The following is an 18,295-nucleotide window of genomic DNA, read 5'->3' as shown; positions in this document are numbered from 1 at the left end:
ATTATTCTCCGTTAAAATTCTTGCTGGTTAAAGAATTTGACGTATCTGATCCATAGTGACGGCACCGATCCGCCCTAAATCTAGCTTAGCGCCGTCCGCGTCACGAGTAACACCATTTACCTTCGCAAACCTCAGCGGCTGAAATACTCTCTGTTCGCCTTTATAGCTGGCAGTAATAGTGAAGTTATAAGCGCCATCCTCAACATTCGTGCCATCTTCTTTTTTGCCATCCCAAGGGCGGAAGCTATGGACACCCGCTTCCAATCCACCGAGATCAATTTGGCGTACAACCCCGCCTTGTTTATCAATAATGGTGACTTGCACACTATCCGCGGGCCTTTCCAACTCAATACCATATGGTGTCGTACTGACGTTCCCAGCTTCTTTGTCTAAACCTGCCAAAATAGTATTCCCAGGGATCATAACGCCTCGCCCAATCAGAGCTGATGCCTGTACAGGCTGATTATTATTTATCTGACCGACAATAGACCCCAGTGTGGTATTCAGCTTTTCGATCCCCGCTAGTGTGTTAATCTGCGCCAAATGGGAAGTCAGCTCATTGTTCTTCATCGGGTTAGTGGGGTCTTGATTTTTCATTTGCGCGACCAGCAATTTCATGAAGTTGCTATTGAGCTCTTCACTACCCTTTTTCTTGCCAGCCAATACTGGCTCTCCAACAATCGTGTTATTCAGTGATTCATTCACTGAACCGGTAATCGCCATGAGTCACTCCTGTTACTGACCTAACGTCAATGTTTTCAACATCATCGACTTAGTTGTATTAAGCACTTCAACGTTGGCTTGATAACTACGGGAAGCGGAAATGGTGTTAATCATTTCTCCGACCACATCAACGTTTGGCATCCGCACATAACCCTTTTCATCAGCCAATGGATGTCCCGGCTGATACTCAAGGCGGAAAGGGGTGGGATCATCAACAATTTCACTGACTCTGACGCCACCGGTTTCCTGCCCTGCCGGTGCGGCAACACGGAAAACCACCTGTTTAGCCCGATACGGCTGACCATCAGGTCCCGCAACACTATCGGCATTTGCCATATTGCTGGCGCTGACATTTAATCGTTGGGATTGAGCTGATAATGCCGAGCCGGCAATATCAAAAATACTGAGTAAAGACATTGCCCTTATCCTTGCTGTAAGACTGCCATCATGCTTTTAACTTGAGAGCTGGTCGCCGTCAGTTCAGCCTGATATTTCAAGCTGTTATCCATAAAATTGCTGCGTTCCATATCCATATCCACCGTGTTGCCATCCATTGCTGGCTGATAAGGCACCCGATACAGTAAGTCCATCTCCATTCTCTTCTGAGGCTGAATAGGAATATGCCGATCGGATGTCAGCGTCAGCCCGATCCCGTTTCCGGTGACCCGACCGTGTGCAATGGTTTTTTTCAGTTGTGTGGCGAAATCAATATCCCGCGCTTGATAACCGGGCGTATCCGCATTGGCGATATTAGCGGACAATATTTCTTGTCGCCGTGATCGCAATGACAGAGCTTCCTGCTGAAAATGAAAGGCTGCATCTAATTTATCGAGCATATTCCTCCCTCTGATGTGACTGACCTGTGTTGTGAAACTTAATAGCGCTGTTCGCGATCGCGAAATTCGCAGTAAACAGAATAAACGCAGAAGGAAAAGCCTATCGGATGAATAGACGCTAATTGAATTGCTATTTATCCCATTGGCCGATATTCAATGTAGGTACACTTATACGCGACTAATTACGCGACTAATATATGCGACTAAACGGCAGCATATTGACCTACAGAAATAATGAGAGCGAGAAGATGCAAGCTATAAATATTATCGGGCTGTTCGCATTTTTCTTTATCACTTCGATGGCATGGGGCAATAATTTACCCCAAGCTATGGAGCACTATTTCCAGCAGATACATAGGGATAATCATTACAAAGTTTCTGTTAACATCAGAACCCCTGAACAACAATGGCCTCAGTGTGAACGGCCAGAAATTCAACCCGCTATCGGTGGTCAAAATTGGGGAAATCTCTCTTTACCTGTTATCTGCCATCAACAACGCAAATTCATTCAAGTCGCTGTCAGTGTGACAGGGAATTATCTGGTTACCCGCCGAGCTATCTCGCGTAATGATGTTTTATCAGATAAAGATTTTCAGGTCAGAAGAGGATTACTGGAAAGACTACCGCATGATCTGGTCATTAACAAAAATGAGATAAAAAATAGTATTGCGATACGTAACATCCCGGCGGGGCAGGCGATTACGCATAATATGTTACGCCGCCCGTGGGTTGTACGGTCAGGCCAGAGTGTGGCGGTGATTATACAGGGAAATGGCTTTCAGATACGAAACGAAGGGAAAGCTATTAATAACGCCGCTATTTCTGATAAAGTCAGAGTTCGAATAAATTCAGGGCATGTTATAACCGGCCAGGCATTAGAAAACGGCAATGTAAAAATCATGTTATAAGTTCTAAAGTTTTCTTTCACTGTGCCGATATAACCAGCAGAGCACGATTTGCAGGTATGCAAATGGCATGTAACCTGCTCCGATCCATAGGTGAACCTATGCCTGGCCATAAAGGATAATGATTATGAGTATCGAACGCACTCACCCCTTATTAGCTATCGCTGCTGTTCAACAGCGACCAACTAATGAAAGCGCCCAGGGCACCCGAAAAACCGCCGGCGTTACCTTACAAAGCAGCGATGCACAAGTAAAACTGAGCGAAGCACAAACAAAACTGGTTCAACCAAGCAGCCAGGATATCAATATCCAAAAGGTGCAAAAGTTGAAAGAAGCTATTGCTCAGGGAAGCTTAAAAATGAACAGCGGTAAAATAGCAGACGCTCTGCTCAAAGAAGCCGCCGAAAACTTTCAATACGATAAGAAATAATTAAACCCGCTATGGAAGAACTTCAACAATTACTCGAACAGCAAGTGACCTATTTGACCTCGCTGACCCAAACTGTGGCGGAAGAACAGCGTATTTTGTGCGAGGGTTTTATTGAAGCACGAGATTTGCACCAGATAACAGAACGAAAAATTTTCCTGTTGTCCGCGCTTAGCCATTCAGAACAGCAACGTCTTAATTTGAGCAAAGCATTAAACATTACTGCGCCTTATGATAAACAACCTTTGCTGGCCACATTATGGCAACAGATCGGCAAAGCAGTTATCCGGGTTCGTGATTTAAACACTCATAACGGTTCGTTGTTAACCCAGCATCTTGATTTGAATAGTAAAGCCATTGCTTTCCTAAAAAGCCATCATAGCCCCTCGCTTTACGGTTCAGACGGCCAGGCTGCCCGTCACAGCATGCTTTCCGGCCACAAAGTTCAGGTTTGATTCAGTGCATTACCGCCCATTGCGGTAGTGCTACTTTTTATTGTTTTGATAGTATCTGTAAGCCCACCTTCCTGTTCAACCCGAGCTTCGTCGCTGCTCACGGAGTCCTCAAGCATGAATAATTCAAACGAAACGAAATGTACTGTGAAACAGTTGTTGCAATCGGGGAAGAACGGATTAGCAAAAATCACCATTTGTAAGTCAACATAACAATTGCACAACTATAATGTTTTGCGTGTTACGAAAATATATTGCAAAATAGGAATAAGCAACAATGGGTAACTATCAAAATTAACAGCGAGAACATTCTTCATTTCATTAATCTACCTTGGGAATAATACATTGATGCATAAGCAACTAAAAAAAAGAAAATCGAGCGGACAACAGGTACCAAAAACGCCTCAGCAACAATTCAAAACTTACTGGAAGTCCATCGAAAAATACCAATTGAAGATCGCCAAGCTACAACAGCAACAAGACGAATTGTTCATGCGCTTTCAACAGGAGATCTTACCGGTAGAACATCAATATATGCAGTCCAGATATGATAAAGCGGCACGGTTGCTTTCATTTGCCGATAAAAAATCGCTGGGGAAAAACCAACGGAGAGAATTATTTTCCTGGATAGAAGAAGAGCTTGCTGAGTTATATACTTACCCCTTTAACGAAAACCTTGATCTCAATAAGTTGACCGATCACTTTTCCAATCTTAATGCGTTGAAAGAAGAGGAAATTCCGACACCAGAACAGATGGATGATATCCGACAGACTTTTAGTGAATATTTTGATTTTAGTGAAGAAATATCTGATGAAGAATTACTTGATATGATAAAAAATCCCGAAAAAATGCGTTCCACCATAGAACAGCGTTTTCAACGGGAATCAGAGCATTTCCACGATGAATATGATGCAGAAGAGACCTCTGACTTCGATCCTGCGGCAGAAGACCAGAAAAAACTGGATTCTTTGTTTAAATCGCAGGAAGTGAGCCAAATGTATAGAAAAATAGCCAAGGTACTGCATCCGGATCGTGAACAAGATTTGGATGAGAAGAAGAAGAAAAACCAGTTGATGGTACAGTTATCAAAAGCCAAGAAAGATAATGATGTCTGGACGATAATAGACATGTACCACAAGTACATTGATCCAACTTTCAGTTTTAATAGCCGGGATATATCCAACATCAATAAATTGCTCAAAGCACGTATAGACATATTAGCCAATGAGCTTAATCAGCTAAAAAAATCTGATTCGTTACCGGGCATGATTTGGCGCACACTGGGAGGTAATACATCGAAGACAATAGAGAATAACCTCCGCGAACATTGCAAAAAATTGCGGCAAAATATAGAAAACGAAATCCAACTGCGCGAAAACCTACGCTCACTCACCGTACTAAAAAGCTACCTTGCAGAACGACGTGATACCTTTGAATTTGAACAAGAAATGATTGACTATTTTTTCAAACAATATTGAATCCGCTGAGTCTGATGGAAATTCCAGTGGCTTACCGGCCATTAACTGCGCACTGTGTCAGTACATTACCATCCATTGTGGTAGTCCCATTTCCTTGTAATATATACAAAAAATGGGGCTGTCCTAGATTAGACCATCATTTGACATTTTCAAAAACATAAACTGCACCGGCTTCGGACTCAGAACCAAGCTTGATTGGACCTGCGCCAACAACCAAACTCGTCCCCGCCTTATTCAGGCCGACAGACCCACCAAAACCACTTAAATTGTCTGAAGGGTTCAAAATCTCCATAGGTGTTTCCATATTCCACTTATTATTTAAGCAGGTATACACATATACCCTGGAATACGCCCCCACTACCAAGCAATCTCCTGCATCATTCAGTTCGAGAACGCGGCCAAAATACGTTACGTCACTTGCAGGAGCCGAAAACTTAATGGGATTTTCTTTATCCCAGATCCCATTCGTGCGCTTATACAAATAAACCCACCCATCTGTGGATTTATAAAATTCCATACCCACCGCTAGGCGATCTCCCTCTGCATTCAGGCTAAAAGCCCTGCCCATTAATAGGTTATTTTCAGAGGCACTAAACTTAATGGGGTTTTCTCCATCCCAGATCCCATTCATGCGTGTATACACATAAATCGTGTAACCGTTATCACGCACCGCCAAACAATTTCCCGTAGCACTTAAGTGGGCAATCCAACCAAACTCATAAGAATCCGAAGGGGCCGGAAACAGAATGGGTTTTTTTGTATCCCAGATCCCATTCATGCGTGTAAACATACGGAACGGAGAGTAGTCTTTGCCCCCAGCCACCAGACAGTCTCCTGCGGCGTTCAAGCTGACATTTACACCAAAGTATTCAACTCCAATCGGAAACACTACGGGGTGTTTTGTATCCCAGACGCCCTTCGTGCACGTATACACACAAACCCGCCCTTGGTTATAAGTGGGATACGGCAACATGTTTCCCAACGCCAAGGTATCTCCCGCCGCATCCAGACAGACATCCCATGAAGATCTATGATATTCATCTTCAAAAGCCTCAAACACAATTGGCTTACGTATATTCCACTCACCACTCTTCCGGCGCGTATACACACAGACTTGATTATTCATCCCAACCGCTAAGCAGTCTCCCGCTGCGTTCAGACTAACAGAGCTACCAAAATACTCATTCTCTTTGGGGAAGGGAGAAACAATTCGCGTTATCATGGTACGTTTCAAACCCAACACCTGCGTAATCTCCATCCGCTCCCGCCGCGACAAACTGAAAAAATCCGCAAACTGAACCTGCCGATCGGCATCCAATTTCAAATACCCTCCCCCATCAAAAGAGAGCCCACCTTCTGGCTTCAGTGATAAGGCCAAAGCGCCTTGATTAGAATTCAACCCGCCAGAATGCTGGGTGTTGAGGGTCAGTTTTCCTTTGCCATCTCGTTTCAGTCCTGTGGTTAGGTTATCACCCTGAGCGCCATCAATAATTTCATATGCCTTATATGCCTCATCAATCAAATGGGAAAAGGCTTCAGGCATGAGCCGTACACCAGACTTAAAACTCGCTTTCAATGAGTCAACAGAACTAATTTCTTTATCAGTCATCATATGTCCTCAAAAGCCGTATTAGGCCGTCACTGCCATCGGTTTCTGTTAATGTTTTATCCACTTCGTTAAAGTCGATGGAATTAAGTGACGGCACTGACTACGAAATACACCACAATTAATGCCTTCACACCTTTTAGCTCGATATCCTGCGGTTTGGCGATACTTAACTTCACTGACTACCTCAGGTATGTTGCTATCTTCTAAAAACACATCCCCGATAACACTGATTTGATATTTAAGTTGAATATGTCATTAACTTTTCGTATAACACAATCTGATATTATTAAGCATTATGGAAATGTAAATTTTTGCCAGTTATTTAATAAAAAATTAATTGTTCCTATAAAATTTCACATAAAAATATACCGCTTAAATAATAACTCAAGAAATATAATTACCGCAACAACCATAAAGTTAATTAGATTAAAATCAATCCACCAAAAAACAAAAAAATTAAAAAATTAAAAAATTAAAAAATTAAAAAATTAAAAAATTAAAAAATAACATAATAAAACATCTTTATTTAAATATAATCTTTTTACTATCATTCAATAAATGTATTTCATTTTAATTTTTAAAGAAAAATTAGCACATATTCAAACAATATCAAAATCATAATTACCCATGTTAAATAATTCACAATCGTAAATAAAATCAATATAAAGACAAGAATAATGGTTAATAAATAAATTTAAAACTCCTCATAAACACAATTACCACAAAATTAAAAATAATATAAAATCACCTAAAATGATAACACCACATCCTTTTACAATATGTTCCTGTTATGTTTAATTGATTTTTATTAGATATTATCATGCACTTACTTTCCATGTTTGAAGGTAAAAAAACAAAATAATTGTTAGATACCCATATTCTGTTCTATGCCGCCAATAACTCTACAAAAACTAAATAAGAGAACAGTTGAATTAATTAATCATGATGCTAACACACTTTTTTAACGAAAAACGCCGTAAACCTTCATCTAATGCGGACGGGAATATAAGGCGGAAAGTCCAAGGACTTTAAAAAGCAATCCGACATCACCTAATTAACATCCAGTTTAATGATTATAGTCATCATTTGACATTCTCAAAAACATAAACTACACCGGCTTTGGATTTAGAATCAACACTCTCTGACGTTGCACCAACAACCAAACTCGTCCCTGCCTTATTCAGGCCAACAGACCCACCAAAACCATTTAAATTGCCTGAAGGATTCAAAATCTCCATCGGTGTTTCCATATTCCACTTATCATTCAGACAGGTATACACATATACCCTGGAATACGCCCCCACTACCAAGCGATCTCCCGCATCATTCAGTTCGAGAGAGCTACCAAAATATACGCTATTTGCCGGGGCCGAAAACTTAATGGGATTTTCTGTATCCCAGACCCCATTCCGGCGCTTATACAAATAAACCTCCCCATCTGTGGAGTTATAAAACTCTATCCCCACCGCTAAGCGATCTCCTTCTGCATTCAGGCTAAAAGCCCTACCCACGAATAGGTTATTTTCAGGGACCTTGAACTTAATGGGGTTTTCTCCATCCCAGATCCCATTTGTGCGTGTATACACATAAATCACGGGAGCATAATCACGCACCGCCAGACAGTTTCCCGCAGCACTTAGATGGGCAATCCAGCCAAACTCATAAGAATCCGAAGGGATCGGAATCGGAATGGGTTTTTTTGTATCCCAGATCCCATTCCGGCGCATAAATATACGGAACGGAGGGTAGGGTTTGCCCCCACCCACCAGACAGTCTCCCGCAGCGCTCAAGCTGACATTCACACCAAAGTATTCAGGTCCTATCGGAAACACAACGGGATGTTTTGTATCCCAAAAGCCCTTCGTACGCGTATACACACAAACCCGCCCTTGGTTATAAGTGGGATACGGCGACATGTTTCCCAACGCCAGGGTATCGCCAGCCGCATCCAGACTGACATCCCATGAAGATTTATAATATTCATCTTCATAAGCCTCAAACACAATAGGTTTGCTTATATTCCACTCACCACTCTTCCGGCGCGTATACACACAGACTTGATTATTTATCCCAACTGCTAAACAGTCTCCCGCTGCGTTCAGGCTAACAGAAGCGCCAAAACGCTCATCTTCTTTAGGGAAGGTAGAAACAATGCGCGTTATCATGGTGCGTTTCAAACCCAACACCTGCGTGATCTCCATCCGCTCACACCGCGATAAGCTGAAAAAATCCGCAAGCTGAACCTGCCGATCGGCATCCAATTTCAGATATCCTCCCCCATCAAACGAGAGTCCCCCTTCTGGTTTCAGTGATAACGCCAAAGCACATTGATTAAAATTTAACCCGCCAGAATGCTGGGTGTTGAGGGTCAGTTTTCCTTTGTCATCTCGTTTCAGTCCTGCGGTTGGGCCATCACCCTGAACGCCATCAATGATTTCATATGCTTTATAGGCTTCATCAATCAAATGGGAAAAGGCTTCCGGCATGAGCCGCACACCAGACTTAAAACTCGCTTTCAATGAGTCAACGGTATTAATTTCTTTATCAGTCATCACATTTCCTCAAAAGCCAGCCGTATTAGACAGTCACCGTCATCTGTTTTCTGTATGGGCATCAATTGATATTCTCAAAGATATAAACTGCACCAGCTTTGGATTTAGAATCAACACCTTCTGATGCTGCGCCAACAGCCAAACTCGTCCCCGCCTTATTCAGGCCGACAGGCCCACCAAAACCATTTAAATTGTCTGAATTGCCTGAAGGGTTCAAAATCTCCATCGGTGTTTCCATATTCCACTTACCATTCAGACAGGTATACACATACACCCGGGAAGCTGCACCCACTGCCAGACGATCTCCCGCGTCATTCAGTTCGAGAGAACCGCCAAAAGATATGCGACTTACAGGGGCCGAAAACTTAACGGGATTTTCTCTATCCCAGATCCCATTCGTGCACGTATACAGATAAACCTCCCCATTATAGGGTTTATAAAAATCCGTACCCACCGCCAAGCGATCTCCCTCTGCATTCAGGCTAAAAACCCCGCTAAAACTAGATGATCCACCTTCAGGGCGACGGAACTTAATGGGGTTTTCTATATCCCAAATCCCATTTGTGCGTGTATACACATAAATCGCGGAAATGTAATCATCACACACCGCCAGACGGTTTCCCGCAGCACTCAGGTGGGCAATCGCGCCAAACTCATAAGCATCCGAAGGGGCCGGAAACAGAATGGGGTTTTTTGTATCCCAGATCCCATTCCTGCGTATAAACATACGGAATGGAGAGGAGTATTTGCCCCCAGCCACCAGACAGTCTCCTGCGGCGTTCAAGCTGACATTCGCACCAAATCTTACAGCATCCCTCGGAAACACAACGGGATGTTTTGTATCCCAAACGCCCTTCGTGCGTGTATATACACGAACCACTTCGGGCCATATGTCTCCCAACGCCAGACAATCTCCCGCCGCATCCAGACCGACACGCCATGAAGATAAATCATATTCAACATCCTCAAACATAATCGGCTTGCTTATATTCCACTCACCACTCTTCCGGCGCGTATACACATAGACGTGACTATTCATCCCAACCGCTAAACAGTCTCCTGCCGCGTTCAGGCTAACAGAGCTACCAAAATACTCATCCGTTCTAGGGAAGGGAGAAACAATGCGCGTTATCATAGTACGTTTCAAACCCAACAACTGCGTGATCTCCATCCGCGCTCCCCGCGATAAACTGAAAAAATCCGCAAACTGAATCTGCCGAGCGGCATCCAATTTCAGATATCCTCCCCCATCAAAAGAGAGTCCACCTTCTGGCTTCAAGGATAGCGCCAAAGCGCCTTGTTCGAGGTTTAACCCGCCAGAATGATGAGTGTTGAGGGCCAGTTTTCCTTTTCCATCTCGTTTCAGCCCTGCGGTTGGGCCATCACCCTGAGCGCCATCAATGATTTCATATGCTTTATAGGCTTCATCAATCAAATGGGAAAAGGCTTCCGGCATAAGCCGCACACCAGATTTAAAATTCGCTTTCATTGAGTCAACGATATTGATTTCTTTATCAGTCATCATATTTTCCTCAAAAGCCGTATTAGACAGTCACTGTCTTCTGTATGGACATCATTTGACATTCTCAAAGATATAAACTGCACTGGCTTCAGACGCAGAGCCAATCTTCATTGAAATTACACCAACCGCCAAACTCGTCCCCGCCTTATTCAGGCCGACAGCCCCGCCAAAACTATCTAAATTGTCTGAATTGCCTGAAGGGTCCAAAATCTCGATAGGTGTTTCTATATTCCACTTATTATTCAGACAGGTATACACATACACCCGGGAAGCGGCACCCACTGCCAGACGATCTCCCGCATCATTCAGTTCGATAGCGCGGCCAAAATACGTTACGTCACTTGAAGGGGCCGAAAACTTAATAGGATTTTCTCTATCCCAAATCCCATTTGTGCGTGTATACAGATAAACCTCCCTAACAATATTCGTGGACTTATAAAAACCCACCCCCACAGCCAGACGATCTCCCTCTGCATTCAGGCTAAAAACCTTGCTGAAAACAGATGATTGACCTTCAAGGTGACTGAACTTAATGGGGTTTTCGCTATCCCAGATCCCATTCGTGCGTGTATACACATAAATCGTGCTTATTGTGAAATCATCGTAACCATGCACCGCCAGACAGTTTCCTGCGGCACTCAGGCGGACAGCCTTGCCAAATTCATAAGAACTCGAAGGGACCGGAAACTTAATGGGATTTTCGCTATCCCAGATCCCGTTCGTGCGTGTAAACATATGGAACGTAGAATGTAACGCAGATTTGAATTCGCACCCAGTCACCAGACAATCTCCCGCTGCGCTCAAGCTGACACCCAGGCCAAAGAATTCAATGCGGCTCGGAGCCGGAAACCAAACGGGCTTTCTTACATTCCAGACGCCATTTGCACGCATATGTACACCAACCCTCTGTCTGAACCTATTTGCCAACGCTAGGCAATCTCCCGCCGCATTCAGACTGACATCCCATGAAGAATCACTTTGATAAGACTCAAGCACAATAGGCGTGCTTGTATTCCACTCACCACTCTTCCGGCGCGTATATATACAGATTTTAGTATTCATCCCAACCGCTAAACGGTCTCCCACCGCATTCAAGCTAACAGAATAGCCAAAAAATTCACGCGCCTCGGGAGAGAGAGTGGTAGAAACAATACGCGTCATCATGGTGCGTTTCAAACCCAATACCCGCGTGATCTCTATCCGTTCCCGCCGCGATAAACTGAAAAAATCCGCAAACTGAACCTGCCGATCAGCATCCAATTTCAGATACCCTCCTCCAGCAAAAGAGAGTCCACCTTCTGGTTTCAGTGATAGGGCCAAAGCGCCTTGATGAGGGTTCAACCCGCCAGAATGATGAATGTTGAGGGCCAGTTTTCCTTTACCATCTCGTTTCAGCCCTGCGGTCGGGCCATCACCCTGAGCGCCATCAATGGTTTCATATGCCCTATATGCCTCATCAATCAAGTGAGAAAATGCTTCCGGCATGAGCCGAACACCAGACTTAAAACTCGCTTTCAATGAGTCAACAGAACTAATTTCTTTATCAGTCATCATATTTCCTCAAAAGCCGTATTAGACAGTCACCGTCATCTGCCTTCTGTCTTCTATAACAGCCATCAATTGACATCCTCAAAAACATAAACTGCACCGGCTCGGGGTTGAGAATCGACACTTTCTGAATCTGCACCAACGGCCAAACTCGTCCCCGCCTTATTTAGGCAGACAGCCTTACCAAAACCATTTAAATTGTCTGAATTGCCTGAAGGGTCCAAAATCTCCGTAGGTGTTTCTATATTCCACTTATTATTTAGACAGGCATACACATACACCCTGGCAGCCGCACCCACTGCCAGACGATCCCCCGCAGCATTCAGTTCGAGAGAGCGTCCAAAATCTATGCGACTTACAGGGGCCGAAAACTTAACGGGATTTTCTCTATCCCAGATCCCATTCGTGCACGTATACAGATAAACCTCCCCATTATAGGGTTTATAAAAATCCGTACCCACCGCCAAGCGATCTCCCTCTGCATTCAGGCTAAAAACCCCGCTAAAACTAGATGATCCACCTTCAGGGCGACGGAACTTAATGGGGTTTTCTATATCCCAAATCCCATTTGTGCGTGTATACACATAAATCGCGGAAATGTAATCATCACACACCGCCAGACGGTTTCCCACAGCACTCAGGTGGGCAATCGCACCAAACTCATAAGCATCCGAAGGGGCCGGAAACAGAATGGGGTTTTTTGTATCCCAGATCCCATTCCTGCGTATAAACATACGGAATGGAGAGGAGTATTTGCCCCCAGCCACCAGACAGTCTCCTGCGGCGTTCAAGCTGACATTCGCACCAAATCTTACAGCATCCCTCGGAAACACAACGGGATGTTTTGTATCCCAAACGCCCTTCGTGCGTGTATATACACGAACCACTTCGGGCCATATGTCTCCCAACGCCAGACAATCTCCCGCCGCATCCAGACCGACACGCCATGAAGATAAATCATATTCAACATCCTCAAACATAATCGGCTTGCTTATATTCCACTCACCACTCTTCCGGCGCGTATACACATAGACGTGACTATTCATCCCAACCGCTAAACAGTCTCCTGCCGCGTTCAGGCTAACAGAGCTACCAAAATACTCATCCGTTCTAGGGAAGGGAGAAACAATGCGCGTTATCATAGTACGTTTCAAACCCAACAACTGCGTGATCTCCATCCGCGCTCCCCGCGATAAACTGAAAAAATCCGCAAACTGAATCTGCCGAGCGGCATCCAATTTCAGATATCCTCCCCCATCAAAAGAGAGTCCACCTTCTGGCTTCAAGGATAGCGCCAAAGCGCCTTGTTCGAGGTTTAACCCGCCAGAATGATGAGTGTTGAGGGCCAGTTTTCCTTTTCCATCTCGTTTCAGCCCTGCGGTTGGGCCATCACCCTGAGCGCCATCAATGATTTCATATGCCTTATATGCCTCATCAATCAAATAGGAAAAGGCTTCCGGCATGAGCCGAACACCAGACTTAAAACTCGCTTTCAATGAGTCAACAAAACTAATTTCTTTATCAGTCATCATATTTTCCTCAAAAGCCGTATTAGACAGTCACTGTCTTCTGTATGGACATCATTTGACATTCTCAAAGATATAAACTGCACTGGCTTCAGACGCAGAGCCAATCTTCATTGAAATTACACCAACCGCCAAACTCGTCCCCGCCTTATTCAGGCCGACAGCCCCGCCAAAACTATCTAAATTGTCTGAATTGCCTGAAGGGTCCAAAATCTCGATAGGTGTTTCTATATTCCACTTATTATTCAGACAGGTATACACATACACCCGGGAAGCGGCACCCACTGCCAGACGATCTCCCGCATCATTCAGTTCGATAGCGCGGCCAAAATACGTTACGTCACTTGAAGGGGCCGAAAACTTAATAGGATTTTCTCTATCCCAAATCCCATTTGTGCGTGTATACAGATAAACCTCCCTAACAATATTCGTGGACTTATAAAAACCCACCCCCACAGCCAGACGATCTCCCTCTGCATTCAGGCTAAAAACCTTGCTGAAAACAGATGATTGACCTTCAAGGTGACTGAACTTAATGGGGTTTTCGCTATCCCAGATCCCATTCGTGCGTGTATACACATAAATCGTGCTTATTGTGAAATCATCGTAACCATGCACCGCCAGACAGTTTCCTGCGGCACTCAGGCGGACAGCCTTGCCAAATTCATAAGAACTCGAAGGGACCGGAAACTTAATGGGATTTTCGCTATCCCAGATCCCGTTCGTGCGTGTAAACATATGGAACGTAGAATGTAACGCAGATTTGAATTCGCACCCAGTCACCAGACAATCTCCCGCTGCGCTCAAGCTGACACCCAGGCCAAAGAATTCAATGCGGCTCGGAGCCGGAAACCAAACGGGCTTTCTTACATTCCAGACGCCATTTGCACGCATATGTACACCAACCCTCTGTCTGAACCTATTTGCCAACGCTAGGCAATCTCCCGCCGCATTCAGACTGACATCCCATGAAGAATCACTTTGATAAGACTCAAGCACAATAGGCGTGCTTGTATTCCACTCACCACTCTTCCGGCGCGTATATATACAGATTTTAGTATTCATCCCAACCGCTAAACGGTCTCCCACCGCATTCAAGCTAACAGAATAGCCAAAAAATTCACGCGCCTCGGGAGAGAGAGTGGTAGAAACAATACGCGTCATCATGGTGCGTTTCAAACCCAATACCCGCGTGATCTCTATCCGTTCCCGCCGCGATAAACTGAAAAAATCCGCAAACTGAACCTGCCGATCAGCATCCAATTTCAGATACCCTCCTCCAGCAAAAGAGAGTCCACCTTCTGGTTTCAGTGATAGGGCCAAAGCGCCTTGATGAGGGTTCAACCCGCCAGAATGATGAATGTTGAGGGCCAGTTTTCCTTTACCATCTCGTTTCAGCCCTGCGGTCGGGCCATCACCCTGAGCGCCATCAATGGTTTCATATGCCCTATATGCCTCATCAATCAAGTGAGAAAATGCTTCCGGCATGAGCCGAACACCAGACTTAAAACTCGCTTTCAATGAGTCAACAGAACTAATTTCTTTATCAGTCATCATATTTCCTCAAAAGCCGTATTAGACAGTCACCGTCATCTGCCTTCTGTCTTCTATAACAGCCATCAATTGACATCCTCAAAAACATAAACTGCACCGGCTCGGGGTTGAGAATCGACACTTTCTGAATCTGCACCAACGGCCAAACTCGTCCCCGCCTTATTTAGGCAGACAGCCTTACCAAAACCATTTAAATTGTCTGAATTGCCTGAAGGGTCCAAAATCTCCGTAGGTGTTTCTATATTCCACTTATTATTTAGACAGGTATACACATACACCCTGGCAGCCGCACCCACTGCCAGACGATCCCCCGCAGCATTCAGTTCGAGAGAGCGTCCAAAATCTATTACGTCACTTGCAGGAACCGAAAACTTAATAGGATTTTCGCTATCCCAAATCCCATTCGTGCGTGTATACAGATAAACTTTTCCATTAATAATGGGGAAATAATCACGCACCTCCCCCACCGCCAGACGATCTCCCTCTGCATTCAGGCTAAAAACCTTGCCAAAAAGGGATGAGCTGCCTTCAGGGAGCTTGAGCTTAATAGGGTTTTCGCTATCCCAGATCCCATTCGTGCGTGTATACACATAAATCGTGCCTCTTATGTAACCAGAAGAAGGATCCTCTCCAAACACTGCCAGACAGTTTCCCGCAGCACTAAGGTGGGCAGCCCAGCCAAATTCATAAGAACCCGAAGGGATCGGAAATTTAATGGGATTTTCTCTATCCCAGATCCCGTTCGTGCGTGTAAACATATGGAACGTAGAGGAGTATATGCCCCCAGCCACCAGACAGTCTCCTGCTGCGCTCAAGCTGACATTAATACCAAAGTATTCTCTGGCACCCAGAGCCGGGAACCAAACGGGATTTCTTGCATCCCAGACGCCATTCGTGCGTGTATATACACCAACCATCATGCTAGCATCAGCGGGTCCTCTATTTCCCAACGCCAGGCAATTTCCCGCCGCATCCAAACTAACATCCCATGAAGATCCCAAATAATCATTTTGAAAAGGCTCAAGCACAGTAGGCGTGCTTGTATTCCACTCACCACTCTTCCGGCGCGTATATACATAGACTTTATTAATCATCCCAACCGCTAAGCAGTCCCCCGCCGCATTCATGCTAACATAATCGCCCAAGGATCCATTTCTCTTAGGGAAGGGAGAAACAATGCGCGTTATCATAGTACGTTTCAAACCCAACACCTGCGTGATCTCCATCCGCTCCCGCCGCGATAAACTGAAAAAATCCGCAAACTGAACCTGCCGATCGGCATCCAATTTCAGATACCCTCCCCCATCAAAAGAGAGTCCACCTTCTAGCTTCAAGGATAGCGCCAAAGCCCCTTGTTCAAGGTTTAACCCACCAGAATGGTGAGTGTTGAGGGCCAGTTTTCCTTTGCCATCTCGTTTCAGTCCTGCGGTTGGACTATCACACGGAGCGCCATCAATGGTTTCATATGCCTTATATGCTTCATCAATCAAATGAGAAAAGGCGTCAGACATAAGCCGAATACCAGACTTAAAACTCGCTTTCAATGAGTCAACAGTACTCATTTCTTTATCAGTCATCATATTTCCTCAAAAGCCGTAGTTAGACAGTCACCGTCATCTGTTCTCTGTCTTCTGTCCTCTATTTGACCTTCTCAAAGGTATAGACTGCACCGGCTTCAGGAGCAGAACCGACCTTGGCTAAAACCGCACCAACCGCCAAACTCGTTCCTAACTTATTCAAACTGACAGCCTTACCAAAACCATTTAAATTGTCTAAATTGCCTGAAGGGTCCAAAATCTCGGTAGGTGTTTCCATATTCCACTTACCATTCAGATAGGTATACACATACACCCTAGAAGCCGCCCCCACTGCCAGACGGTCTCCCGCATCATTCAGTTTGATAGCGCAGCCAAAATACGTTACGCCACTTGCAGGCACCGAAAACTTAATGGGATTTTGTGTATCCCAGATCCCATTCGTGCGCGTATACAGATAAACCTTCCCATTAATAATAGGTGAATCATCATCCGCCCCCACCGCCAGACGATCTCCCTCTGCATTCAGGCTAAAAACCTTGCCAAAACCGGGTGAGCTATCTTCAGGGGGATTGAACCTAATGTAGCTTTCATCCCAGGTCCCATTCGTACGTGTACACACATAAACCATGTTTATTGTAGTACGATCAGAATAATAGGAACCATGCACCGCCAGACAATTTCCCGAGGCACTCAGACAAATCGTGGCCCCAACATTCGAAAAACGAAGCTGAATGGGGTTTTCTCTGTCCCAGATCCCATTCGTGCGGGTATACACATAGAATGGATAGGTGTCCCCCGCCACCACCAGACAGTCTCCTGCTGCGCTCAAGCTGACATTCACATCATAGTCTCCATAAGAACGCTTGATTGGAAACACAATGGGATTTTTTGTATCCCAAACACCATGCGTGCGCATATACAAACAAACTTCCATTGTTTGAGTATCAGTTGGAGTTGAGTATCCCACAGCCAGGTTATCTCCCTCCGCATCCAGACTGACACTCCATGAAGCACTACGATATTTATCTCCATCAGCCTCAAACACAATGGGAGCGCTTGTATTCCACTCACCTTTCCGGCTCATATACAAATAGAGCTCTTTCCCCATCCCAACCACTAAGCAATCTCCCGCTGCATTCAGGCTAACAGAAGTGCCAAAGCGTTCATTCTCTTTAGGGGAAGGAGAAACAATACGCATCATCGTGGTACTGCGTTTCAAACCCAACAACTGTGCGATCTCCATCCGCTCCCACCGCGATAAACTGAAAAAATCGGCAAACTGAACCTGCCGATCGGCATCTAATTTCAGACGCCTTCCCCCATCAAAAGAGAGCCCACCTTCTAGCTTCAGTGACAGGGCCAAAGCTCTCTGATCAAGGTTTAACCCGCCAGAATGGTGAGTGTTGAGGGCTAGTTTTCCTTTGTCATCTCGTCCCAGCCCTGCGGTCGGGCCATCCCGCTTATCACCATCAATGATTTCATATGCCCTATATGCCTCATCAATCAAATGAGAAAATGCTTCAGGCATAGGCGGAACACCAGACTTAAAACTCGCTTTCAATGAGTCAACAGAACTCATTTCTTTATCAGTCATAATATGTCCTCAAAAGCCGTATTAGGCAGT

Annotated in this window: 15 protein-coding genes; 4 read left to right on the top strand and 11 right to left on the bottom strand. The window is 44.8% G+C overall.

Features of this window, described 5'->3' with window-relative positions:
• Positions 1-27: 27 nt before the first annotated feature.
• From flgD to flgB, 3 genes are read right to left on the bottom strand one after another with little or no spacing between them, the layout of a single operon-like run.
• Positions 28-723: a flagellar hook assembly protein FlgD gene (flgD, locus tag PluTT01m_RS09895; protein WP_011146179.1), complete on the bottom strand. Its 696-nt coding sequence runs from the start codon at positions 721-723 to the stop codon at positions 28-30.
• A 12-nt stretch (positions 724-735) separates the two neighbouring features.
• Complete coding sequence (gene flgC / locus PluTT01m_RS09890) at positions 736-1,140, bottom strand: flagellar basal body rod protein FlgC (RefSeq protein ID WP_011146178.1); 405 nt, start codon at positions 1,138-1,140, stop codon at positions 736-738.
• 5 nt (positions 1,141-1,145) lie between these two features.
• Positions 1,146-1,559 carry a flagellar basal body rod protein FlgB gene (gene flgB, locus PluTT01m_RS09885; protein WP_011146177.1) on the bottom strand — a complete coding sequence of 138 codons (414 nt, stop codon included), beginning with the start codon at positions 1,557-1,559 and terminating at the stop codon, positions 1,146-1,148.
• Between the two features lie 248 nt (positions 1,560-1,807).
• On the opposite strand from flgB, the gene flgA reads away from it, so the two are divergent.
• The 4 genes from flgA to PluTT01m_RS09865 all read left to right on the top strand — a co-directional run bounded on the left by flgA (position 1,808) and on the right by PluTT01m_RS09865 (position 4,822).
• Entirely contained in the window at positions 1,808-2,467 is a 660-nt protein-coding gene (gene flgA / locus PluTT01m_RS09880) for a flagellar basal body P-ring formation chaperone FlgA (protein ID WP_011146176.1), read from the top strand.
• Between the two features lie 124 nt (positions 2,468-2,591).
• Positions 2,592-2,894 (top strand): flagellar biosynthesis anti-sigma factor FlgM, encoded by a 303-nt coding sequence (gene flgM, locus PluTT01m_RS09875; protein WP_011146175.1) that lies wholly within the window; start codon positions 2,592-2,594, stop codon positions 2,892-2,894.
• Positions 2,895-2,905: 11 nt separating this feature from the next.
• On the top strand, positions 2,906-3,346 hold the full coding sequence (locus tag PluTT01m_RS09870) for a flagella synthesis protein FlgN (RefSeq protein WP_011146174.1): 441 nt from the start codon (positions 2,906-2,908) through the stop codon (positions 3,344-3,346).
• Between the two features lie 345 nt (positions 3,347-3,691).
• Positions 3,692-4,822 (top strand): hypothetical protein, encoded by a 1,131-nt coding sequence (locus PluTT01m_RS09865; protein WP_041380044.1) that lies wholly within the window; start codon positions 3,692-3,694, stop codon positions 4,820-4,822.
• Between the two features lie 136 nt (positions 4,823-4,958).
• Here the strand turns inward: PluTT01m_RS09865 and PluTT01m_RS09860 are convergent, their stop codons facing one another.
• The 8 genes from PluTT01m_RS09860 to PluTT01m_RS09825 all read right to left on the bottom strand — a co-directional run bounded on the left by PluTT01m_RS09860 (position 4,959) and on the right by PluTT01m_RS09825 (position 18,268).
• On the bottom strand, positions 4,959-6,434 hold the full coding sequence (locus PluTT01m_RS09860; RefSeq protein WP_011146172.1) for a hypothetical protein: 1,476 nt from the start codon (positions 6,432-6,434) through the stop codon (positions 4,959-4,961).
• Between the two features lie 1,079 nt (positions 6,435-7,513).
• Positions 7,514-8,986 (bottom strand): hypothetical protein, encoded by a 1,473-nt coding sequence (locus PluTT01m_RS09855; protein ID WP_011146170.1) that lies wholly within the window; start codon positions 8,984-8,986, stop codon positions 7,514-7,516.
• Between the two features lie 58 nt (positions 8,987-9,044).
• A complete protein-coding gene (locus tag PluTT01m_RS09850) occupies positions 9,045-10,508 on the bottom strand; it encodes a hypothetical protein (protein ID WP_011146169.1) in 1,464 nt (487 codons plus the stop codon).
• A gap of 48 nt (positions 10,509-10,556) precedes the next feature.
• A complete protein-coding gene (locus PluTT01m_RS09845) occupies positions 10,557-12,059 on the bottom strand; it encodes a hypothetical protein (RefSeq protein WP_011146167.1) in 1,503 nt (500 codons plus the stop codon).
• 62 nt (positions 12,060-12,121) lie between these two features.
• Positions 12,122-13,585 carry a hypothetical protein gene (locus PluTT01m_RS09840; RefSeq protein WP_011146168.1) on the bottom strand — a complete coding sequence of 488 codons (1,464 nt, stop codon included), beginning with the start codon at positions 13,583-13,585 and terminating at the stop codon, positions 12,122-12,124.
• A 48-nt stretch (positions 13,586-13,633) separates the two neighbouring features.
• Positions 13,634-15,136, bottom strand: a complete 1,503-nt coding sequence (locus PluTT01m_RS09835) for a hypothetical protein (RefSeq protein ID WP_011146167.1) — start codon at positions 15,134-15,136, stop codon at positions 13,634-13,636.
• 62 nt (positions 15,137-15,198) lie between these two features.
• Positions 15,199-16,713, bottom strand: coding sequence for a hypothetical protein (locus PluTT01m_RS09830; protein ID WP_011146166.1), 1,515 nt, complete (start codon positions 16,711-16,713; stop codon positions 15,199-15,201).
• 58 nt (positions 16,714-16,771) lie between these two features.
• Positions 16,772-18,268, bottom strand: a complete 1,497-nt coding sequence (locus PluTT01m_RS09825; RefSeq protein WP_041380043.1) for a hypothetical protein — start codon at positions 18,266-18,268, stop codon at positions 16,772-16,774.
• Positions 18,269-18,295: the final 27 nt, after the last annotated feature.

This window comes from Photorhabdus laumondii subsp. laumondii, assembly GCF_003343245.1.
GTDB lineage: Bacteria > Pseudomonadota > Gammaproteobacteria > Enterobacterales > Enterobacteriaceae > Photorhabdus > Photorhabdus laumondii.
This window is presented reverse-complemented; position numbering and strand designations above follow the sequence as displayed.